Source organism: Sinorhizobium fredii USDA 257 (assembly GCF_000265205.3).
Lineage (GTDB): Bacteria > Pseudomonadota > Alphaproteobacteria > Rhizobiales > Rhizobiaceae > Sinorhizobium > Sinorhizobium fredii_B.
Window position 1 is genome coordinate 12,949 of the sequence record NT_187163.1, and the last position, 21,706, is coordinate 34,654.

At 61.1% G+C, this 21,706-nt stretch carries 21 protein-coding genes and 2 pseudogenes; 12 read left to right on the top strand and 11 right to left on the bottom strand.

The genetic code is table 11. The annotated features are described in order from the left end of the window. Positions 1-3 precede the first annotated feature (3 nt). The 3 genes from USDA257_RS30435 to USDA257_RS30450 all read right to left on the bottom strand — a co-directional run bounded on the left by USDA257_RS30435 (position 4) and on the right by USDA257_RS30450 (position 2,659). Positions 4-321: a chaperone modulator CbpM gene (locus tag USDA257_RS30435; RefSeq protein ID WP_014857820.1), complete on the bottom strand. Its 318-nt coding sequence runs from the start codon at positions 319-321 to the stop codon at positions 4-6. Between the two features lies 1 nt (position 322). Continuing rightward, positions 323-1,234, bottom strand: coding sequence for a DnaJ C-terminal domain-containing protein (locus USDA257_RS30440; protein ID WP_014857821.1), 912 nt, complete (start codon positions 1,232-1,234; stop codon positions 323-325). 738 nt (positions 1,235-1,972) lie between these two features. Then, positions 1,973-2,659, bottom strand: coding sequence for a dienelactone hydrolase family protein (locus USDA257_RS30450; RefSeq protein WP_014857823.1), 687 nt, complete (start codon positions 2,657-2,659; stop codon positions 1,973-1,975). A gap of 264 nt (positions 2,660-2,923) precedes the next feature. Here USDA257_RS30450 and acsA point away from each other — a divergent pair, with 264 nt between their 5' ends. Genes acsA through USDA257_RS30475 form a run of 5 tightly spaced genes read left to right on the top strand, consistent with a single transcriptional unit; the run spans position 2,924 to position 8,049 of the window. Then, positions 2,924-4,672 (top strand): acetate--CoA ligase, encoded by a 1,749-nt coding sequence (acsA, locus tag USDA257_RS30455; protein WP_014857825.1) that lies wholly within the window; start codon positions 2,924-2,926, stop codon positions 4,670-4,672. Next, positions 4,669-5,670, top strand: a complete 1,002-nt coding sequence (gene pdhA / locus USDA257_RS30460; RefSeq protein ID WP_014857826.1) for a pyruvate dehydrogenase (acetyl-transferring) E1 component subunit alpha — start codon at positions 4,669-4,671, stop codon at positions 5,668-5,670. The genes acsA and pdhA overlap by 4 nt, the downstream gene beginning before the upstream one ends. Beyond that, positions 5,667-6,653, top strand: coding sequence for an alpha-ketoacid dehydrogenase subunit beta (locus tag USDA257_RS30465; protein ID WP_014857827.1), 987 nt, complete (start codon positions 5,667-5,669; stop codon positions 6,651-6,653). The genes pdhA and USDA257_RS30465 overlap by 4 nt, the downstream gene beginning before the upstream one ends. Then, entirely contained in the window at positions 6,650-7,807 is a 1,158-nt protein-coding gene (locus USDA257_RS30470) for a dihydrolipoamide acetyltransferase family protein (protein WP_014857828.1), read from the top strand. Before USDA257_RS30465 ends, USDA257_RS30470 begins: the two co-directional genes overlap by 4 nt. Then, entirely contained in the window at positions 7,804-8,049 is a 246-nt protein-coding gene (locus USDA257_RS30475) for an acyl carrier protein (protein ID WP_014857829.1), read from the top strand. Before USDA257_RS30470 ends, USDA257_RS30475 begins: the two co-directional genes overlap by 4 nt. Here the strand turns inward: USDA257_RS30475 and USDA257_RS30480 are convergent. Next, a complete protein-coding gene (locus USDA257_RS30480) occupies positions 8,034-8,540 on the bottom strand; it encodes a hypothetical protein (protein WP_014857830.1) in 507 nt (168 codons plus the stop codon). The two genes, USDA257_RS30475 and USDA257_RS30480, sit on opposite strands and share 16 nt — an antisense overlap. Positions 8,541-8,756: 216 nt before the next feature. Next, positions 8,757-9,035: a BON domain-containing protein gene (locus USDA257_RS38125; protein WP_048655417.1), complete on the bottom strand. Its 279-nt coding sequence runs from the start codon at positions 9,033-9,035 to the stop codon at positions 8,757-8,759. Positions 9,036-9,064: 29 nt separating this feature from the next. Between USDA257_RS38125 and USDA257_RS38315 the strand changes: the two genes are divergently transcribed. Then, positions 9,065-9,325 carry a hypothetical protein gene (locus tag USDA257_RS38315; protein ID WP_048655418.1) on the top strand — a complete coding sequence of 87 codons (261 nt, stop codon included), beginning with the start codon at positions 9,065-9,067 and terminating at the stop codon, positions 9,323-9,325. On the opposite strand, the pseudogene USDA257_RS38620 reads toward USDA257_RS38315, so the two are convergent. The 4 genes and pseudogenes from USDA257_RS38620 to ftsH all read right to left on the bottom strand — a co-directional run. Next, positions 9,314-9,475, bottom strand: a pseudogene (locus USDA257_RS38620) (BON domain-containing protein); the annotation flags it as partial. The gene USDA257_RS38315 and the pseudogene USDA257_RS38620 overlap by 12 nt on opposite strands. A gap of 59 nt (positions 9,476-9,534) precedes the next feature. Continuing rightward, positions 9,535-9,951: a DUF3775 domain-containing protein gene (locus USDA257_RS30490; protein WP_014857832.1), complete on the bottom strand. Its 417-nt coding sequence runs from the start codon at positions 9,949-9,951 to the stop codon at positions 9,535-9,537. Positions 9,952-10,060: 109 nt separating this feature from the next. After that, positions 10,061-10,501, bottom strand: a complete 441-nt coding sequence (locus USDA257_RS30495; protein ID WP_014857833.1) for a DUF2267 domain-containing protein — start codon at positions 10,499-10,501, stop codon at positions 10,061-10,063. Positions 10,502-10,639: 138 nt separating this feature from the next. After that, positions 10,640-12,526: an ATP-dependent zinc metalloprotease FtsH gene (gene ftsH / locus USDA257_RS30500; RefSeq protein ID WP_080579809.1), complete on the bottom strand. Its 1,887-nt coding sequence runs from the start codon at positions 12,524-12,526 to the stop codon at positions 10,640-10,642. Positions 12,527-12,706: 180 nt separating this feature from the next. On the opposite strand from ftsH, the gene USDA257_RS30505 reads away from it, so the two are divergent. The 3 genes and pseudogenes from USDA257_RS30505 to USDA257_RS30515 all read left to right on the top strand — a co-directional run bounded on the left by USDA257_RS30505 (position 12,707) and on the right by USDA257_RS30515 (position 15,284). After that, the gene (locus USDA257_RS30505) at positions 12,707-13,228 is read left to right on the top strand and encodes a universal stress protein (protein WP_014857837.1); all 522 of its coding nucleotides are present in this window, start codon (positions 12,707-12,709) and stop codon (positions 13,226-13,228) included. Between the two features lie 98 nt (positions 13,229-13,326). Beyond that, positions 13,327-14,689, top strand: a pseudogene (locus tag USDA257_RS30510) (nicotinate phosphoribosyltransferase). A gap of 292 nt (positions 14,690-14,981) precedes the next feature. Next, positions 14,982-15,284 carry a hypothetical protein gene (locus USDA257_RS30515; RefSeq protein WP_014857838.1) on the top strand — a complete coding sequence of 101 codons (303 nt, stop codon included), beginning with the start codon at positions 14,982-14,984 and terminating at the stop codon, positions 15,282-15,284. Positions 15,285-15,387: 103 nt separating this feature from the next. Here the strand turns inward: USDA257_RS30515 and USDA257_RS38880 are convergent, their stop codons facing one another. Beyond that, complete coding sequence (locus USDA257_RS38880; RefSeq protein ID WP_014857839.1) at positions 15,388-15,924, bottom strand: Hsp20/alpha crystallin family protein; 537 nt, start codon at positions 15,922-15,924, stop codon at positions 15,388-15,390. Positions 15,925-16,311: 387 nt separating this feature from the next. On the opposite strand from USDA257_RS38880, the gene USDA257_RS30525 reads away from it, so the two are divergent. Next, positions 16,312-16,623 carry a GYD domain-containing protein gene (locus USDA257_RS30525; RefSeq protein WP_015633514.1) on the top strand — a complete coding sequence of 104 codons (312 nt, stop codon included), beginning with the start codon at positions 16,312-16,314 and terminating at the stop codon, positions 16,621-16,623. Here USDA257_RS30525 and USDA257_RS30530 read toward each other — a convergent pair. Then, positions 16,583-18,793, bottom strand: coding sequence for a 1-acyl-sn-glycerol-3-phosphate acyltransferase (locus USDA257_RS30530; protein ID WP_223843482.1), 2,211 nt, complete (start codon positions 18,791-18,793; stop codon positions 16,583-16,585). The genes USDA257_RS30525 and USDA257_RS30530 overlap by 41 nt on opposite strands. A gap of 181 nt (positions 18,794-18,974) precedes the next feature. On the opposite strand from USDA257_RS30530, the gene polX reads away from it, so the two are divergent. Continuing rightward, positions 18,975-20,702 (top strand): DNA polymerase/3'-5' exonuclease PolX, encoded by a 1,728-nt coding sequence (gene polX, locus USDA257_RS30535; RefSeq protein WP_037456668.1) that lies wholly within the window; start codon positions 18,975-18,977, stop codon positions 20,700-20,702. Between the two features lie 174 nt (positions 20,703-20,876). Further along, the gene (locus USDA257_RS30540) at positions 20,877-21,692 is read left to right on the top strand and encodes a 3'(2'),5'-bisphosphate nucleotidase CysQ family protein (RefSeq protein ID WP_015633515.1); all 816 of its coding nucleotides are present in this window, start codon (positions 20,877-20,879) and stop codon (positions 21,690-21,692) included. Positions 21,693-21,706: the final 14 nt, after the last annotated feature.

Genomic DNA, 21,706 nt, shown 5'->3' on the forward strand with positions numbered 1-21,706 from the left:
AATTCAACTGCTTCGTTCAAGGCTTTGGAGAATCTGCCGCTGAACTTGCTCATCCTGGTCTCGTATCGCATCCGTCAACGCTTGTAGCTTGGAGCGCAGACCGTGGACCTGATCAACGAGTGCCATGATGACGTCGATACCCTCGTGGTTGACCCCCATGGTTTCGCTGAGATCGAGGATCAAGAGACCACGCGCCACGTCGGCGTCATGAAACTCTCCCCGTCCATCGTTTTTGGCCGGGACGACCCAGCCCTGTTCCATCCATATGCTGAGCGTTGAGTGCTCGATGCTAAGTCGTTCGCAAAACTCCGAATGTCTCATATCAACCTCCCCAAGCTCTGCGAGGATTTTGGGCCTCTCCCGCCGACCATGATGTGGCGAATGCTGCAAGGTCAGGGTCTGCGGGATCGGGAAGAATGACCTTGACGGTAATGTACTGGTCGCCGCTGCCGCCGCCCCGCTTGGTGACCCCCTTGCCCTTTAAGCGCAGCGTTTTCCCGGTGCTCGAATTGGGCGGCAGCGTCAGTGTCACATTGCCAGATATCGTTGGGACCAACACCTTTCCCCCGAGGATCGCTTCACGAAGGGAGATGGGCATCTCAATCCGGATGTCGTCACCATCGCGGGTGAAGATCGGGTGAGGCCGTACGTGAACTTCAATCAAGGCGTCACCAGCCGGCCCGCCGCCGGGGCCAGGTTCGCCTTTACCTCGAAGCCGAAGTGGCTGCCCGTCCTGAGTGCCTGGAGGGATCTGCAGGTCAAGCGTGGTTCTGTCCGGCAGCGTGATCTGCTTCTTCGCGCCGTTGACTGCTTCAAGGAAATCTACCTCCATGGCGAAATGAAGATCTCTTCCGCGCGCATGCGTTTGCCCATGGCCTCTTCGCGAAAAGAAGCTCGAAAAAATGTCGTCGGCCTCGCCAAAATCCGAGAAGCCGCTCGTACTTTGGTAGCGCGTGTCAGCACCCGGAGTCGCTGCATACTCCTTGTAGTAGTTTCGAGCGGCCTGCTCTGCCCCGGTCGCATCTATTTCGCCTTTGTCGAAGCGTGCGCGCTTCTCCTCGTCGCCCAGCAACGCATAGGCCGCGGACGCCTCCTTGAACCGGTCCTCCGCGTTCTTGTCGCCAGGATTCAGGTCAGGATGGAGTTTCTTCGCAAGCTTGCGATAGGCGCTCTGAATCTCTTTTTGAGTCGCGTTCTTTGCCACCCCGAGGGTTTCGTACGGATCGTTGGCCATTTACCTCCCGCCGCCACGTTATCAAGAACAGAGAAATAGATCAGGGGCCGTGTCCATCAAGCGCGATAGGGCATAACAGGCGTCACCTCCATCATCGTCGCCAGCCGGACAGCCCACTGGAAGCGCGCGGGCACCGTTCTCCTGCTGCCGGCTTCGCCAAGGGCTTACGGACACTCGACACATTCCTGGCAGATGCCGTACCCGTCGGGGTCGTCTCCCATTGGGCGCTGACAATACGAGCACCGCATGCTTCCCTTCACAGCGCATCTTTTGGGCTCAGGCGGGATTATCTCGACCGCCTCCTGATCCAATTCCACGGTGTCGGTTTCCATCTTTTTCCTCCGATGCGACCGGCAACGTTTACAGGCGCGCGAGCAGCAAGATATCGGTGCCGCCGGCGTTCGATCTCGACGCGTTCTCTTTTGCAGATGTCGCAGATGTCATCGAATTCGGCGCCGGCAATGCCGGCGACGCGGATTGTCTCGCGGTTGCGCACGACGGTCGGCTCGCTGCCGTCGATCACTGCCCCCATCGCGAGTTCCGGCTCCCGGGGTACCCCGATCTTGCGCACTAACTAGCAGAAGGTCGAGGGGGCGCGCCGAGATGGCTTGCGACCTCGGCCGCGACAGGCACGGCCCACGTGGCAGCGCGAGCACAACGACGTCTTCGCCCCGAAAATGTTCGAGCGCCTTCGCCAACTGTTTTCCAGCCTCAGTACGGTTCGAGAAACGCACGCGCCTATCTCCGTTCCTGTTCGACTTCGCGCTGACGGCAGTAGTGACCGAACCACTCCGCTGCGGCGGCGGCCACCGCATCGAGCGCTCCCGGTTCCGAGAACAGGTGGGAGGCGCCCGGAACAATCTGCAGCTTCTTGGAACCGGCAAGCATCGCCAAGGCTGCCCGGTTCAACCCGAGAATGTCACGATCCGATCCCCCCACGATTAGGAGCGTCGGCATCCTGACCTCTTCGAGCGCCCCCGCGAGGTCCGGGCGACCGCCTCGCGAGACCAGTGCAGACACCTGGTCGCCGAGCTCGGCCGCCGCTTGAAGAGCCGCAGCTGCGCCGGTGCTCGCGCCGAAAAGACCGATTGGCAGCCCTCGAGTCCAATTGGCAGTCGAGGCCCACTTGCATGCACTAACCGTCCTCTCGGCCAGAAGCGGGATATCGAAAACATTGGCGCGATTTTCAGCTTCCTCTTCACTGAGGAGGTCGAAAACCACGGTTGCAAACCCCTGCTCCCGCAACGCTTCCGCAACATAAACGTTGCGCGCGCTGTTGCGGCTGGAACCACTGCCATGAGCGAAAACGATGACTCCGCGCGGGTTTGGCGGAAGGCGAAGGCGACCCGGCAAGCCGTGCGGCGCGATCTCGATATCGATGACTTCGGATCTGTTGATTGTTGTCTGCGCAGTGCCGGATGTCATGGCTCGCCTCTTCAAGAAGGAAATGCGATGGCTTCACAGAAACAGTTGCAGTGTTGCACAACGTCGCAGAATGACTTTGATCCTGCTCAATCCACGTCGGCAACGGCTGCCAATACGAGGGCAAGGAACGGAGAGAGCCGCACAAGCCCATGTCGGCGCGTCGTAGCGATGCGCTCAGCAAGCCGCGACAGACGATCTTTGACCATAATCAATGCTGCCCGCCCGCATTCCGGTCATTCTTGGTTTGAGGAGAAGGAGGCGGTAATGGCAGCGGGTATCGACATCGGGAGTGACAAACAGCGGTCGTCGCCGAACCTTGCTGACTATGACGCAGTCCGGCATGGCTTTGTCTGGCCCACGCCGGAGGAGACTTTCGGTCGCCGCGTTGACGCGCCCGGCTGCTTCAATATCGGCTACGAAGCGACCGATCACCATGTTGCCGCTGGACGTGGCCGGCGTATTGCCGTGCGCTCGATCGCTGCGGAAGGTCTGGCGACGACATTGACGTATGCAAGGCTTGCGGAAGACAGTGCCCGTTTTGCCAATGCGCTCGCCGATCTGGGGATTGTGCCGGGCGAACGCGTCTTCACCCTTCTCGGTCGCGTGCCGGCACTTTACATCGCTGCCCTCGGAACCTGGAAAAGAGGTGCCGTGTTCAGTCCCCTTTTCTCCGCCTTCGGCCCGGAGCCGATCAGGGCGCGCATGCAGATAGCGGAAGCGAGGGCGCTTGTTACCACTGCGCGACTGTTCGAGCGTAAGGTGAAGCCGGTACTTGGTGACCTGCCGAGCCTGAAGACGATCATCCTGGTCGGCGGCGGCGATGGTGGGGTGGATTTCGATTTGGCGCTCGCCGGACAGCCGAACACTTGCGACATCGCCCCAACCCGTGCAAATGATCTCGCAGTCATCCATTTCACCAGCGGCACCACGGGGCGGCCGAAGGGAGCAATGCACGTGCACGGCGCGGCCGTCGCCCACAAGCTGACGGCGGCCTACGCGCTGGACCTGAAACCGGACGACATCTTTTGGTGCACCGCCGACCCCGGCTGGGTGACGGGCACCTCCTACGGCATCATTGCGCCGCTCCTGATCGGCTCTACGCTCATCTCAGACGAGGAGGAATTCGACGCTGAAAGATGGTACGTCAATCTCGAGCGTGAGCAGGTGACCGTCTGGTACACCGCCCCCACGGCGGTCCGCATGCTCATGAAAGCCGGCAACGACCTACCGCAGCGGTACGACCTCAGCCGCCTACGCCTGATCGCCAGCGTCGGCGAGCCGCTCAACCCCCAAGCGGTGATCTGGGGGCGCGATGTCCTGAAGCGGCCGATCCACGACAACTGGTGGCAGACCGAGACGGGCGGCATCATGATCTCCAATTTTCTGTCGATGCCGATCAGGCCGGGCTCCATGGGTCGGCCGGTTCCAGGAATTGAAGCGGCTGTGGTGAGGCGTGAGACCTCCGGTGCCGTGACTTTTGTCGAAACGCCGGGCGAGCAGGGTGAACTGGCGCTGAAGGCGGGATGGCCGTCGATGTTCACCGGCTACCTTCATGAGGAGGAACGCTATAAAAAGTGCTTCGTCGATGGCTGGTATCTCACGGGCGATCTCGTTAAGCGCGACACCGACGGCTATTACTGGTTCGTCGGTCGCGCGGACGACGTCATAAAGTCCGCCGGACATCTGATCGGCCCTTTCGAGGTCGAAAGTGCTTTGCTGGAGCATCCCGCCGTGGCCGAGGCCGGCGTGATCGGCATTCCGGATCCGGTTGCGATGGAGGTGGTCAAGGCGTTCGTGGCGCTTCGCCCCGGCTACACGCCCGACGAAACCTTGCACAAGAATCTGCTCGCCCATGCCCGCAAGCGGCTCGGGCCTGCCGTCGCGCCCCGCTATATCGACTTCTGCGGCAGCCTTCCGAAGACCCGGTCCGGAAAGGTGATGCGGCGGCTCCTGAAGGCTCGTGAGCTCGGCCTGCCTGAAGGCGACACCTCGACGCTTGAGGTGGAGAAATGAGGAACATAGCTGATGATCGCGTCCACCTGACCCGCGAGCATGCCTTCGAGCTGTTGCGCCAGATGACGCGCATCCGCCGTTTCGAGGAAAAGTGCGCCGAGCTCTATACGCAGGAGAAAATCCGGGGCTTCTTGCACCTCTACATCGGCGAGGAGGCAAATGCCGTCGGTGTGATCTCTACGCTTTCGGAAGACGAGGCCATCGTCGCAACCTATCGGGAGCATGGCCATGCCCTGGTGCGCGGCCTTCCGATGAACGAAGTGATGGCCGAAATGTTCGGAAAGGCGGCCGGCTCCAGCCGCGGCCGCGGCGGTTCCATGCATATCTTCTCCGCGCGCCACCGCTTTTTCGGCGGCAACGCGATTGTCGCAGGCGGGCTGCCGCTCGCCGTCGGCCTCGCACTCGCCGACAAGATGGTGGGAATCGAACGGGCGACCTGCTGCTTTTTCGGGGAGGGAGCGGCCGCGGAAGGCGAATTCCACGAGTCGCTGAACCTCGCAGCCCTTTGGCACCTACCGGTGCTCTTCGTCTGCGAGAACAATCTCTATGCCATGGGCACGGCCCTTGCCCGGTCGCAATCCAACCCTTCCATCAGCGAACGCGCCGCCGTCTACGGTATTGAATCGGAAGCGGTCGACGGGATGAATGTCGTGGATGTCGAAGCGGCGGCGCGCCGCGCCGTTCATGCTGTTCGCCGGGGCGAGGGTCCGCGCTTCATCGAAGCCATGACCTATCGCTTCCGCGCGCACTCGATGTTTGATCCAGATCTCTATCGCGAGAAGGCGGAGATCGAGGAATGGAAGAAGCGGGATCCAATCATGCTGTTCGCTGACTGGGCCTTGTCCGCCGGTATCCTTCACCAGGACGACCGACAGGAGATCGAGGCGGGTGTCGCGCAGGAAATCGACGCTGCCGTCGCTTTCGCCGAAGCGGCGGATTGGGAGCCGGTCGAGGACCTTGTGAAAGACGTCATCTCGCCGCCGGAGACCGTGCCATGACCACACGCCGCATGACCTATCGCGAAGCCGTGCGGGAAGCGCTGCGAGAGTCCCTCACCAGGGACAAGCGCGTCTTTCTCATGGGCGAGGACGTCAACCGCTATGGCGGCGCCTATGCCTGTTCGCTCGGTCTGCCCGCCGAGTTCGGCGACGAGCGCATTCGCGATGCGCCGCTCTCGGAATCCGCTTTCGTCGGCGCTGGTATCGGAGCCGCTCTCGGTGGCATGCGCCCGATCGTGGAAATCATGACGATCAATTTCAGCCTGCTGGCGCTCGACCAGATCGTCAACAGCGCCGCGACGCTCCGGCATATGTCGGGCGGACAATTCTCGGTGCCGATCGTCATCCGCATGGCGACGGGTGCCGGACGCCAGCTTGCGGCGCAGCACTCGCATAGCCTGGAGGGCTGGTACGGCCACATTCCCGGCATCCGGGTTCTGGCGCCGGCGACCGTCGCCGACGCGCGCGGCATGCTCTGGCCCGCCCTGATGAATCCCGATCCCGTGGTCATCATGGAACATGCGACGCTCTACAATGAAGAAGACGAACTCCCGACCGAAGGTGACATGTCCGTCGATATCGGCAAGGCGGCGAAGCGACGCGAGGGCGCCGATGCGACCGTGATCGCCCACAGCGCCTGCGTCAAGAAAGCACTGGACGCCGCGGACATGCTCGCCAGCGAAGGCATTAATTGCGAGGTGATCGACCTTAGAATCCTGCGTCCGCTCGATGATGAGACAATCATCGCCTCGGTCAGGAAGACGCATCGCGCCATCATCGTCGACGAAGCCTGGCGCAGCGGCAGTCTTGCGGCGGAGATTTCCAGCCGCATCACAGAGCAGGCCTTCTACGATCTCGATGCCCCGGTGGCGCGGGTCTGCGGCGCAGAGGTGCCGATCCCCTATCCGAGGCATCTCGAACTCGCGGCGCTTCCTCAGCCGCAGTCGATCGCCGCTGCCGTCAGAAAGGCGATGCGACGATGATCGAGTTCAAGATGCCGTCGCTTGGCGCCGATATGGAAGCCGCAACACTGGTCGAATGGTTCAAAGCGCCGGGCGATCGCGTCGAACGGGGCGACATCATCGCGCTCGTCGAGACGCAGAAGGGCGCGATCGAGATCGAGGTCTTCAATGAGGGCATCATCGGCGAGCAGCGGATTCAGCCGGGACGAAAGGTTCCTGTCGGCACCGTGCTTGCAACGATCGTTGGCCCCGCGGAAGAGGAAGCATCTATTCCCGCCGTGAAGACGACCAAGCCGGTCGAACCGAGACCACAAGAGCGACTCACGAGAGCTGAAGAGGCGCCGGCCCCGGCAACACCGCCTTCCTTGCGGATCACGCCCGCCGCACGTCGGCGAGCCGCCGCCCTCGGCATATCGCCAGAGAGCTTGGCCCCCGGGTCTGACGGCATCATCGGACTTGCACAGGTGCCCACGGGTCCTGAACGAGCGCACCGCCGTGGGGCAGGCCTCGACCTCGACGAGATGCGCAAGGCGATCGGTGCTGCCATGGTCCGCTCCCACCGCGATATTCCGCATTACTGGGTCATGCACGCGATCGACGCCACCCCGCTCTTCGAATGGCTCGAGACACAGAACGCCATTCGTCCGATGGAAAGACGGCTCCTTTACATCGCACCGCTGATGAAGGCAGTGGCACTGGCGCTGAAGCAAGTGCCGGAGCTTAATGGTCATTATAAGGATGGCGTCTTCCGGCCGTCGCCAGCTGTGCATATGGGGCTTGCGACCGCGTTGCGCGGCGGCGGGCTGATCGCACCGGCGATCCGCGACGCCGATTCAAGAACCGTCGACGAACTGATGGACGTGATCGCCGAGCTTGTGCCTCGGGCTCGGCTCGGCCGGCTGCGCAGCTCCGAGATGACCGACGGCACGGTCACCCTGAGCAATCTCGGCGAAGGTAATGCCGACAGTGTCTTTCCGCTCATCTACCCGAACCAGGTGGCGATTGTCGGCTGCGGGACAGCATGCCCTCGCCCCTGGGTCGTCGGCAATGCCGTAGCCATTCGCCAAGTAATCCAGGTGACGCTCGCCGGCGATCACAGAGTGAGCCACGGTCGGCATGCGGCTCAGTTCCTCACCCGCCTGTCCGAACTCCTTGCACATCCGGAGGGTCTATGACCGATGCCGAGCTCTCCGACCTCGTGGCGAGGTCCCTCTATGCAGTTGCTCCGGATGTCGAAGGCGAGCCCATAGATCCGAACAAGTCGTTTCGTGCGCAATTCGAGATCGACTCGATGGACTTCCTGAACTTCGTCATCGGTCTGCACAAGGCGACAGGCGTCGAGATCCTCGAACAGGATTATCCGGACCTGCAAACGCTTTCGGGCGCGGTGGCCTTTCTGCGTCAGAGGCTGCCGTGATCCGGTTCCAGCCTGCACTGGCACGCCAATCGTTTTTGACAAATCCTGGGCGTTCTACGCAGTCGGGTGCCGGTTGTCGCAACGGCATCGAGCAGGCGCGAGAGCCGCACCTCCCCTTCCGGCCCGTCAACCTCGGCGGCCACGCTGGCGGTCCCTCGCCCGGTACGAACGAACTGATCGTAAAATGACGCCAAGTCAATCTCGCGCATGCCTGCCCTGGCCGGCCGAGGCCCGATTTCATCCTCGACGGTTACGGTCAAGACCCAGCCGTCGGAGGCCGGTACCGGAGCGATTTCGAGCGTGGCAACAGTTGCGATTTCGGTCAGGTCCTCGCGCTCCTCATCTCCAAGGCGCGCGTCGTCAAGAGGGATCGCCCGGTGCTCGGACGTCCGGCTGGCGGCGATCCGGAACTTGCACGGTGTGGCGTGATCCTCGTCAGTGATCCAGCGGACGATCTGCTCCGGGTCGATATCGACGGCATAGGGCTCCATCTCCGATATCCTCCAATCAAGCGGGGGTTTTGCGACGGGGTCGTTCCCAACTCCTGTAGCATTTGCCACCTCCCCTATGAGACATCTTCAAAACGGTAGCAGGCCTCGGGCAAGGCTCAATGATGCGGCTCAAAGCTGAGCAGGTTCCATAAAGTGTCCCACGGTTTTGCGATCAGAACCTGCGGCAAACAAACGAATCCAAGCCGCCGACAAGCGCTACGATCCGACCTCGATCTCGTTGATGACGTCATCGACACTGAATACGAACCAGGCATCCGCCTCGGCGGCGGCGCGGATCGCTTCAGTTTTCGTCCATCCGGTCAGGCGAACGACGCGGCGGCGAACGCCGACCCGGACCTGCGCAGCATCGACCAGAGGGTCCTTCTCCAGCGCCAGACGCACGGCCTCTTCGACGAGGATCGGTGCATCCTGTTCCGGCGGCGTGACGGCAATTCCGTTGATGACGTCGCGACTACCCGGGATCCACCATGCCAACACGCCCGCGAGCCGCTTCGAGGCGAGGCTTGCGAGCGCCCGTTGAGCGTGACGACGCCATCCTGGACCTCGAACGCGATCTCGCCGTCTCTCGTGGCGCCGCGGACCTCCCTGGCGCCCTTGCCATCCCACTCGGTGATGCGCAGCCCCTCGAAAGCTGGCTCCCGTACCAACACCTTTCGCAGGTGATCGCGAATGCCGTTGTCGCTCATCGGGACCGCAGGCCGCACGCGAATCCGGTCGACGAGGCCGTTGAGGTCGGGTATCGCTGCAACGCGCTCGAGCGCTAGCCGCTTCTGCGCCACCGTTTCGACCTCTCCCTCAAGGAGTGCCGCCCCATCCGGCTCCATCCGAATGAGGTCGAGCTTGAAAGTGGGACCGAGGCGCGGTTCGCTGCGCAAGGCGGCAAGCGCACGCCGGACCAGCTCCGAATTCTCCATGGCATCCTCCCGGTTCAGCGCTCGTCCTCGCGCGCCCCAGCTCGTCGGACGTCAAATCCTCAGCTTTCGAGACGGCATTCATAGAGGGCCTTGACGAGCTGATCATGCAGATCCGGATTTTCCACGATCATTGCGACCAATTCGGCGATGTCGCGCGATTCAGCATCCGACAGGCCGCGCTCGAAGGTCTTCGCCGAGAGGTTCCCCTGCCCGACGCGCATCAGCGCGTAGAGCTCATAGAGCGCCGCCCCCGGAAGCCGGTTGATCGCAGCCTTGAGAAAATCGCGTTGCGACGTACCAACGGGAAGGTCCTCCAGGCCGAGGCTCGCCAATGTGTCGTGGTCGCCGCGCGACGGCTTTGGCTCAGCGAAATCCTCCTCGGGGACGTTGCCAAGCAGCGCGTCACTCTCTGTGCGAGCGGCTTTGGCCAGCAGGGCGATGAAGCGCACCTGGGAAAGGTTCAAGACCGTCAACATTGTTCCGTCCACCTGTAATCAGGAGCGTGGCAGCAGGGTAGCGTGCAGCTGATCGCTCGATTGGTTAGACCGGGACGCGTTCGGCAAGCCGTACGTACTTCATCCCGTCTTAATCACGTCGCGCGCCTTGCGGCCACAGGCTCCTCAAGGGCACTGGCAGTTGATCGATCACCTTTGCAACCGCGCCGGGGTCGAGTTCCTTGAAGATCACATCGAAAACGCCCGTCGCGACGGTTTTGGCATCCATCCCGAACTGAGGAGGAAGCTCCCGGGCTATACGCTCGCAAAATTCGTCAATGGAGTGCTCGTCCGTCGGCTTTCCCGCCAGTCGCCAGCCTTCGAAATAGAGTCCACGAATGACCATCGGGAACTGCGCGCCGAGATGGACGGCATCCTCCGGGGCCAGCCTGTCGCGCATCGCGTGAAGCGTAGCCCTGAGCGCGCTGTAAGCGTGTCGCCGTCCTTCGAAATGCAGGCGTTCAGCCACTGCCTTCAGCCACATATTGCCTTCCTGGATCGTATGATCGAAGCTCGGATGTCCGCTTGCCATGAGTTCCTCCTTTGCCCCAGGATTGGCGTGCTGTCATCGGGCCGGTCCAGACAATGGCTCGGATCATATGCCCGCCGCCCTTTTCGGAGCGACAAGGGTCAGGATGCAACGAATGCCGCCGCGCCGCATTGATGTGCGTCAACGGCGATCGAGCATTCGCCCGCCGGCTTGCGATTCAGCCGTGCGACGGGAAGACGCGGTCTCACCATCCGTGGTCGTCCTGGCTGTCTGGCCACCCGTCCGAAGTAGCGGGGGAAAGTCCTGCGCAGTGATGGTTTCGTGCTCGAGCAGCAGCATTGCTCCGGCCTTGAGCTCCCCCATGCACCCCTGCAGTATCGCCTTGGCTCCTTGGTAGGCGTCGTCGATCATGAAACGCACCGCAAGATCGATTTCGCGCGCGGTCGCTTCGGAATAATCCTTCTGCCGTGGCGCAACGGGACCATCGCCAAGCCATTGCAGCCTTTGCTCTTCGAGCACAACCTGACCAACCTGCGGGCTCATGCCAAAGCGCACGACGCTTTGCCGCGCCACATCGGTGGCCTTGGCAAGGTCATCCGCCGCACCGGTCGAGACCTCACCATAAATAAGCTCTTCAGCCGCCCGGCCGGCGAGCAGGGCTGCCATGCGCTCCTTAAGTTCACTCGACGTGATGAGGAAGCGGTCATCGGTGGGGCGCTGCAATGTGTAGCCAAGCGCCCCAATCGAGCGGGGAATGATCGACACTTTCTGCACCGGATCGGTCTTCGAGAGCTTCGAGGCGACCAATGCGTGACCCATTTCGTGATAGGCGACCCGCTCGCGTTCGTCGGGCTTCAGCACGCGGCTCTTGCGTTCCGAACCGGCGACGATGCGCTCGACCGCGTTGTTGAAGTCCTCGATCGCCACCCGCTCGGCGCCGCGTCGCGTCGCGACGATCGCGGCTTCGTTCACCAGGTTGGCAAGATCGGCGCCGGTGAATCCCGGCGTCATGCCGGCGATCTCCTCCACAAGCACACCGTCCGCGATCGCGATAGTAGCCATATGGACCTTAAGGATTGCTGCCCTGCCGTTTCGATCCGGGCGATCAATGACCACCTGCCGGTCGAAGCGGCCTGCGCGCAGAAGGGCTGGATCAAGGATCTCCGGACGATTGGTGGCAGCCAGAAGCACGATGCCGACGCGCGGGTCGAAGCCGTCGAGCTCGGCCAGCAATTGATTGAGCGTCTGCTCCTTCTCGTCGCCGCCGCCATAGCCGGCGAAGGGGCTGCGGGTGCGACCGAGCGCATCGAGTTCGTCAATGAAGATGATGCAGGGAGCGGCCTGTCGCGCCTGGTCGAAAAGGTCCCGCACGCGGGCGGCGCCGACGCCAACGAAGAGCTCGACGAATTCCGAGCCGGAAATCGAGAAGAAAGGCACCCCGGCCTCGCCTGCAACCGCGCGCGCCATCAGCGTTTTGCCCGTGCCGGGTGGCCCGACGAGGAGGATCCCTTTGGGAATATGCGCGCCGAGGCGGCTGTATTTCGCCTGGTCCTTCAGGAAGGCGACCACCTCCTGCAACTCAGCCTTCGCCTCGTCGACGCCAGCCACATCGTCAAAGGTCACACCCGTCTGCCGCTCGAGATAGACCTTGGCCCTTGACTTTCCGATATTGACGAGGCCGCCACGCTCGGCGACGCCCTGAAAGAGCACGAACCAAAGTCCCAGGAAGACAAACAACGGGAAGATCCAGGAAAGCAGCGTCATCGCCCAATTGCTGTCGGTCCCGCCGGACACCTTTGCACCGGCCTTCTCGAAGACCTCGGCCAGCGAAGGATCGACACGATGCGCGACGAAGTACTTCTTCCCCTCCTCCGGCTGCTTGAACTCTCCCTCAATCAAGGACTCTGTCACGACGACCGACGCGATCCTGCCGTCCTGCGCCGCCTGCAAGGCATCGGAATAGCTGAGCTGCGCGACGTCGCGATAGCTCAGCCAGAATTCAAAGGTTCCGATCAACAAGAGTGCGACGAGCACATAGCCGAGATTGAAAACCCATTTCCTATTCATCGGCCGGCTTCCGGTTTCGTTCGATGCAAACGAGCCTTTCATGCCTTACCGCGCGCCGCCTTGACCCGCGTCAAACTATGGACACGGCGCAAACTGGATCTGGGTCGCAGAGCTCTTTGACGAGCGTCAAGGCCTTCCACCGAGAATTGGCCGAGACTTTGCCAAAATGGAGCAAGTGCCATGACCAAGCACATTCTTGTCGCAACCGATGGATCCGACAAAGCCCGAGAAGCCGTGGCGATGGCGGCGAACATAGCCAAAGCTCTCGGAGCAAGACTCACGATCCTTCACGTCATCCTGCATGGGCTGAGGGCCGAGGAGGCGAGCCGCCTCGCCGAGCCAGAGCATCTCGTCCGCTGTGTGTCGGCCGTGACTATGCCGCAATTGGAGCGAGTTCCCAGCTCGATGGGCGAGTTTTTCCGTGCCTCGCAAGGCGACATCGGAGAAATGGTTTCGGTCTTGGGTGACCGTATTGCCGAGGATGCTGCGGATATTGCCCGAAGGATCGGCGTCAGCAGCGTGGAGACGCGCGTCGAGCCCGGCGTCTACGCTGAAACAATCCTTAAGGTCGCTGAGGACGTCGGTGCGGACATGATCGTCGTCGGAAGCCGTGGGCTCGGGCGGTTGAGGGGTATGCTGGTCGGAAGCGTGTCGCAAAAGATCATCCAGCATGCACATTGTTCCGTCATGGTGGTACGCTGAACATCCCGACCAGGCCCTGGAAGTTGGAAAACGATCACGAAGCCATAGCCATGGCTCCGTCGAGCGACTGACCGCAAAGTTATGAAGAGCTTCGTATCATGCCGGTAACCGCGCTTTTCACCGATCTCTATGAACTGACAATGTCGGACGCCTATCATTCGCTTGGCATGGACGAGATTGCCGTCTTCAGCCTGTTCGTGAGAAAGCTTCCACCGGAGAGAAATTTCCTTGTCGCCTGCGGGGTCGAAGAGCTTCTGGATGACATCGAGGGATTGCGCTTCGACGAGGATGATATCGCCCATCTCGCTTCACTTGGCAGGTTCAGGCCGGAGTTCCTGAATTGGCTAAGGTCCTTTCGCTTCAGTGGCGAGATTTTTGCTGTAGCTGAGGGCACCCCCGTATTTGCCAAGGAGCCGATCCTGGAGGTCATCGCCCCGATCGCGGAGGGACAGTTGCTCGAAACGCTCATCCTCAATCAGATCGGTTTTCAGACCGTGATCGCGTCGAAAGCAGCTAGGATCGTCGAGGCCGCGAACGGTCGGGCCGTCGTGGACTTCGGAAGCCGGCGCGCCCATGGTGTGGACGCCGCCGCGTGCTGCCTATCTTGCCGGAGTGTCGGCCACATCGAATGTGGAGGCAGGCCGGCGCTACGGCATACCGGTCGCTGGTACGGTCGCCCATAGTTTCGTTCAGGCTTTCCCAAACGAGATGGAGTCGTTTCGGTGCTTGGCCGAGCTCTTTCCTCAGACAACATTGCTCGTTGACACCTACGACACGATCGCTGGCGTCCGGACTGTCGTGGACCTTGCCAAGAGCATGAAGTCTACTTTCAAGGTGCAGGCCATAAGACTGGATTCCGGCGACCTGCTCGAACTGTCCCGACAATCAAGACAACTCCTAGATGAGGGCGGGCTGCAACACGTGCAGATCTTCGCCAGTGGTGGCCTCGATGAATGGAGCATCGAAGGTCTCTTGCGTGCCGGCGCGCCGATCAACGCGTTTGGTGTCGGCACGGACATGATGGTGTCGCCAGACGCGGCCGCCCTCGATATCGCCTACAAGTTGACGGAATATGCCGGCTTTGGCCGCATGAAGCTTTCTGCGAACAAGGTCACGCTCCCCGGGCGCAAGCAGGCCTTTCGTCACATACGCAACGGCGCCGCGGTTGGAGACACCATTGGCCGCAGCTATGAGGACTTGAGCGGACGACGGCTTCTTGCGCCTGTCATGACGGGAGGCCGGCGAATTAGCGCGCGCAAGTCATTGGCAGCCCTGGTGGATGAAACCCGCATTCGAGTCTGCGAGCTTCCGCCAGCCTTGCGTGCGCTGGAGCGGGCCGCGCCTCCCTACTCGATTCACATCAGCAGCGATCTCGCCGACCATGAAACGCAGACGCGCCGTCGTCTTGCTGCCTCGCGGTTGTTTCCACACCAACCACCAAAGCCGCAATACTTGTGTTGACGCCTTCCCGATCGGCGCTCAGTATGACCAGCTTCGAAAGAGCGCCTCGATGGGGTTGCCATGCACGCCTTTATCTTGCGCCACAACATCGCGCGATTTAAAGCACTCCTCGAAAAGGAAGGTCACGAAGCTGATCGTCGCATCCTTAGGGAACTGTTGGCGAAGGCTTTGCGCGATCAGGCTGTTCTTGAGTCACAGCACGAAGGCTTCCAAGCCGACCTGGACCTCACGCAAGCAGCCGTCCAACGTATGATTTTTCGAGACAAGGTTTGCCGCCTCTCGGGAGCCGTATTTGCTATTCGACCCTCGCAAAGGCCTGCACATCGTCGACATCAACGAGGCTTATGGAGCGGCCACCATGACATCCTCAGCGAAGATTGCTGGCTCTCCCCTGTTCGACGTCTTTCCGGATACCCCTGAAGACCCGATGGCTGACGGCGTCAGCCATCTCTTCGCATCACTAACGAAGGTCGCTGAACGCGGCATTGTCGACGCAATGCCTATCCAGCGCTACGACGCGCGGAACCCGGAAGGCTCATTCGTGACGAAATTCTGGGAAACCGGTCAACAGGCCGATTTTCGATACCGAGGGTAGATTGGTCTATCTGCTTCACCACGTAGAAGATGTCACGGCTTTGGTGCAATCGCGCACCGCCTGAAGGCGATGCGCGACCAACCTCAACGAAATCGATGCGGCACTAGACTGCTCTCACGGCGATCTTCTTTTCACTCTTTTGAGCCTCCGGTGTCTTCGGAAGCTTGAGCTTCAGCACGCCTTTGGTGAAAGTTGCCTCGATCTTGTCGGGATCGACGCCATGAGGAAGCTGGAATCGCCGTTGGAAAGAGCCGAAACGGCGTTCGGAAAGATAATAGTCCTTTTCCCGTTCCTCCTTTTCCTCCTTCTTTTCGCCCTTGATCGTCAGCGTTCCGTTTGACAGCTTGACCTCGATATTCTTCTCTTCCAGCCCCGGCAACTCGGCAGATATCTCGTATTCCGTATCCTTTTCGACGAGATCGACGGCCGGTGCGATCTGCCACTCTTTCCCTGTGAGTGACGGCATCTCGAATCCGAGCAACGAGCGACTGAAAGGAACACTCCACGCGGCCGGCCGAAAAGTCTCGAACAGCTTGTCGATCTCGCGGCGCAGACTTTCCAAGGGCGACCACATATCCTCTCTGGCAGCGGGCTCCCTCTTTTCGGTCTTCACGGGCAACTTGGTTTCAATTTTGGCCATAGTGAACTCCTCCCGGTGCATGGTGGCAACCACTCGCCGCCGGACGGTACCGGCCGGCAATGACTGATGAAACGCCGATCGTGGCGCAATCACATTGACGCGGATCAACGCCGCGTTTTTCCCGCCAACGGACGTGAGCTTCTTGGCGCTCGGCGACACGGAGACCAAACATTGATTCATATTAAGGACCGGGGGCGCTCCAATATGAGCCAGGCCGCCTGTGTTCCGTTTCGCGCGAACTTCGCGTCGGTTATCCGGCTCTCGCCAGCCGACACTCCCCGAAGGCTTTCGAGAGGAGCGCTCGAAAGCGGCAATTGACGCCACTCAATGCCGGTTGCGCGCTGCGGCATATCCTGCCGACAGCGAGAAAACGAGGGAAGTGCCGCTATGGCAGCGTTCATCATGTTGACGCGCCTCAGCCATCAAGCGATGCAGTCGCCGAAATTGCTCGAGAGCCTGAGTCACCAGATCGCCGAGCATATCCGCCGCGAATGCCCTCAGGTGCCTTGGAAGGCAAATTGTATTGTCCTCGGCCCCGCTGACTACCTCGACATCTTCGCGGCACCCGATAACGCCACTGCAACCAAGGTCGCGACTACCTTCGGCCACGCGACGACGGAAATCTGGGCCGCCACGGAATTGGAGCAATCCATTCAGCTTATACGCGAGCTGCCGCCGTCGTTTGTCGTGAGTCCCTGAAGGAGCGGGACACCGTGGAGTGAATTCGCCGCTCGTGACCTTCCCAGGCTACGCTCCTTGGCGGTTCCGGCTTTACCAGCTCACCGAGATCCGGCTCTCCGCAGCGGGCAAGCATGGAGATGCGTACTGCGTCGCGCAGCCGTAGAATGGACTCGAATCCCGAACCCGATGGCGCAATCGGCTCGCCGATCTCGATGCTCAGCGGCAAATGTCTTGGAAACCATTGGTCGGCGCGAAGCATCGATCTTGTTCCGCGGATAGCGCCGGGCAGAATCGCCAGACCGTCTTCCGCCGCCACCTTGAACGCCCCGAGGTAGAAGCCTGAGAGGCCGGCTCTACGGGTGAAGGTGCCCTCTGGAAAGAAAACCAGCACCCGGCCCTTACGCGCAAGCTCCGTCAATGCCTCGGCGTCCTGCAGGCTACCTGTAACGTCGTAGCGTTCCACGAACGGAATACCGAGGCGCCGCAACAGCGGCCCTGCGATGAATTGCTCGGCCAACTCTCTCTTGGCAACGATCGCCGGCTCGCCCGGAAGAACGGCAGCGAGGAGGAGCGCATCCACGTAACTCGAATGATTGAAGACGAGCATCGCGCCTCTGCCGGGGATGCGCTCCACTCCGTCTGTGGAGACCGACACGCCCATGGCGGCAAGCGCCGCACGCGCGATCCATCTGACGACTCGCCAACGCCAAGAAAGGCGCGGGACGATGAGCACAGCGAGAGACCCGGCCAGACATGCAACACTGAGAACCGTCCACCACCAAGCCGCATACAGCGTCTCCCGGAAGACTCGTGCCAGGCGTCGCGCCTGCGTGCTGGCACTCAAGAGCATGAGCCGCGTGTATTGCAACGGAACGGTGGGCCGAGCAGAGCCCATGCGGCCGCTCTCGTAGAGCGCTTTCGCGGCGCTGCGACGGATCTTGCCGCTCGATGTTTTTGGCACCGAGCGTGGCGGCACCAGCACGACTTCATCGGCCGGCGTGCCGGCAATGTCTGACGTCACCTCGATAATTCGTGCCTGCAGTGATGCTCGCGAAACCGGGTCGGTCTGTAGGGTCTCTGCAACGACGACGATGCGCTCGGTGCCCGAGACCCGATCCGACGTGCCGAAGGCGACGACCCCTCCCCTGCGGATTCCAGGGACAAGGGCAACTGCCTGCTCGATCTCGTGCGCATAGAGATGGCGACCAGCTCGAATAATGATGTCCTTGACGCGTCCGGTCACGAAAACATCACCTTTGGCCATGTACGCGCGATCGCCACTATCCAGCCAGCCGTCATGGAAGAGCGCGCGGGTCTTTTCATCGTTGCGGAAATAGCCGGCCGTTGTCGAGGGACCACGGAATTCAAGTCTTCCCTCGCGTCGGTCGCCGCACTCATGCCCCGCGTCGTCGACGATACGGATCTCGTGGCCGGGCAATGGCTGGCCACAGGCGACGATTTCAAGCGCCATGGCGTCTTGGGGGGTGGCGATCTCGGCCACGCCGTCGATGAGAGGCGGCCGCCCCAGAGGCGGAAACGCGAGACCAACTGAACATTCCGCAAGTCCATAGACTGGAGCCATCGCGGTTGCAGGAAAGCCGTAGCGGCCGAACCGCTCGACGAACCTCCACAGGGTTCTCGCGCTCACCGGCTCAGCACCATTGGCGACCATCCGTAGCGAGCTGAGATCGAGCCCCTCGACGTCAGCATCGGCAATCTTGTTGAGACAGATTTCGAAACCGAAATTGGGAGAAGCGGAGAAGGTCGCCCGGTAGTTGTGTATCGCCCACAGCCAGGCTTGCGCGCTTAGGCTGGTCACTTCATCCTGCAGTACGGTCAGATGCACGCGGTCGGGATGTCGTGCCGCATGCCACTCGAGGGCCTCCACCAGCGTCCGCGCCTCAGTGGCGGCCGGAACGGCAGGCAGAATTGCAGCCGCCCGGGCGCCGGGGAGGACCCGTTCCGCCATAGGTTGAGCCCGCTCTAGGGCCTCCGCAAGATCAAGAACGGTTTCGGCCTCGGCGACAGTTTGAGCGGATAGTCTGACGCGGAACGCCCGCTCGATCCGCAAGGCCAGCTCAGTGCGGCCGAGGCTGTCGATACCGAGATCGCGTTCGATGCTACTGGTGGCGCGAACGTTGATGAATCTGGCACGCTGAGGATACAATTCGCGTGCAAGGTCAGCCACGATCGCGATTACATCGCGAGTGCGCGAACCCTGCTCCTCAACTGAGGCGGGGGCTAAAGGCTGCCCAGTTTCCATGGACAAGGACAATAGCCTAACGCGCTGGCTTCGCATTGATGCATTTCAAAGTCGGACTTTGATTTGCCTCAAGGCTGGAAAGCCGGCCCCGGATCATCTTCATACAATGACGGTCCACAACGCCGATATCGCTGCTCTGTTCAATCGAATGGCAGACCTGCTCGAAATCGAGGCTGCCAATCCGTTCCGTATCCGCGCCTACAGGCGGGCGGCGTCCACCATCGAGGACCTTCCTGAGAATGTCGCACAGATGATGGCGGAAGGACGCTCCCTCTCGGACCTGCCCGGCATCGGCGAAGACCTTGCCGGCAAGATCGCCGAGTTCGTGGAGACCGGCCATTTGAAATCGCTGGAGGAGGTCGAGGCACGCACGCCCTCAGCTCTTGCCGCATTGACGGCGATACCCGGCCTCGGTCCCAAGCGAGTGCATGTGCTGCATCAAAGCCTCGGAATTACGACACTCGAGCAACTGGCAAAGGCGGCACGGGAGCACAGGGTCAGAGAACTACCCCGCTTCAGCGCTGCTATCGAAACCAAGATCCTCGATGAGATTGCAAAGCACCGAACCGCCGAAAAGCGCTTCAAGATCTCGACCGCCGAGGATTTCGCGAGAGGCTTGGTAGATTACCTGAGGTCCGCTCTGGGCATCACCCAGACCTTAGTGGCCGGCAGCTTTCGACGCCGGAAGGAGACCGTCGGCGATCTCGACGTCCTCGCCACCTGTGCCGATGGTCCAGCCGCGATCGAGCACTTCGTAGCTTACGACGAGGTCGAGACGGTGCTGTCGAAGGGCCCAACCCGATCGACAGTGCTCCTGAAGGCCGGCATTCAGGTCGACCTGAGGGTTGTTGCAGAGGAAAGCTATGGAGCGGCCTTGCACTATTTCACCGGCTCGAAAGCCCACAATATCGCCGTGCGGAAGAGGATCCAGGATAAAGGCTGGAAGCTGAACGAATATGGCATCTTCGACGGTGAGAAGAGAATTGGCGGCCGCACCGAAGAGGAAGTTTTCCGGGCTGCCGACCTGCCCTATATCGAGCCCGAACTGCGCGAAGACCGCGGCGAGATCGAGGCGGCCCTTGCCGGCAAATTGCCCCGCCTGGTCTGGCTGCAGGACATCAAAGGCGACCTGCACACCCATACGCGCGCCTCGGATGGCAAGAGCGAGCTTGCCGAAATGGCCGCGGCCGCTCAGGCCCTCGGCTACGAATATCTGGCCGTCAGCGACCATTCCAGACATGCCACCGTGGCACACGGGCTCGATCCGAAACGCCTGGCGGCTCAACTCGATGAGATTGACAAGCTCAATGACGGATATGATGGTTTCCGGCTGCTGAAGTCTTGCGAGGTCGACATTCTCGCCGACGGCAAGCTCGACCTGCCAGATAGTATCCTGAAACGACTCGACTTCACTGTCTGCGCCGTTCACTACCAGTTCAACCTTGGCATCGAGGAACAGACGCAGAGAATTCTCCGTGCGATGGACAACCGCTATTTCAATATCCTCGCACATCCGACCGGGCGGCTGCTCGGAGAACGGCCGGGCTATGCGGTGGATATGGACCGCATCATCTCGGCCGCCAGGGAGCGCGGCTGCTTTCTTGAGGTCAACGCGCATCCGACGCGCCTCGACCTTGATGACGTCCATTGCCGGCAAGCCAAGCAGATCGGCGTGAAGCTGGCGATCTCCACGGATGCGCACTCGACCATGGGTCTTCGCGCAATGCGCTACGGCGTCGACCAGGCGCGGCGAGGCTGGATCGAGGCGGACGACGTCCTGAACACGCGCTCCTGGGGAGAGCTTAAGAAGCTGCTGTCGAGAAGAGGCCTTTGAGGCTTCATCATTCCGCCGACTAGTTCCCGGCCATGTCGAAGTTCATTGATGCCGATCAACAAGCGCAAGCGGGTTGCGCGTAAAATCAGTGCAATTGCGAAGTAACCGAAGATTGAGGCACGGACTGTGGATGATACTGCACGCAGAGATCTCGTCGAAGGACTGTTGCCCCTTGTGAGGACGGCCGGAGCTGCCGTCCTGAGATCGCGAAACGCGGGTCTGGCAACACACCTCAAGCACGACAAGTCGCCCGTTACATCCGCGGACATCGGAAGCGAAGCAGTCATCCGACGGGGCTGCTCTCTTCTTTTCCCGGCTATTCCGATGATCAGTGAAGAGCGGGCGCCCGCTCTCGAATCGAGCTTTGAGATTCCACCCCTCTGCTTCCTCGTCGATCCACTGGATGGCACCAAGGAGTTCATCGCCGGGCGTAGCGAATTTACAGTCAACATAGCGCTCGTTGAAAACGGCGTAGCGACGGCCGGTGTGATCTTCGCCCCAGCCCTTGATCGGCTATATGTTGCCGCTGGTCCGCGCATGGCGTTCATGATCGATGAGAACGGCCGCCGCATCAGGCTCGACGGAATGCCCCACGATCACTCTCATCCGATTGTTCTCGCCAGCCGTTCTCATTTGGATGAACAGACCGCGGCGCTCGTTGCTCAATGGCAACCCTGTATTATCAAGCAGCTAGGCTCTTCCCTCAAATTTGCCTTAATCGCCGCCGGTGAGGCCGATGTTTACCCTCGACTTTCACCAACGATGATATGGGACAGTGCCGCTGGTCAGGCTTTGATCGAAGCTACCGGTGGCGTGGTGCTTCGTCCAAACGGTTCTCCGCTCGTCTATTGCGGCAGCCTTATAAATCGGGGCTTTGTTGCCGCACGGACGCGATCTCTCGCAGCAAAGGCGCTGGCGTCGATCGATTCCGAGCGACAGGCGAGATTGCCCGTTTCCAATCCCCTGACCGAGGAAAGTTCCAGACGATGAAAGCGAGGTAGACG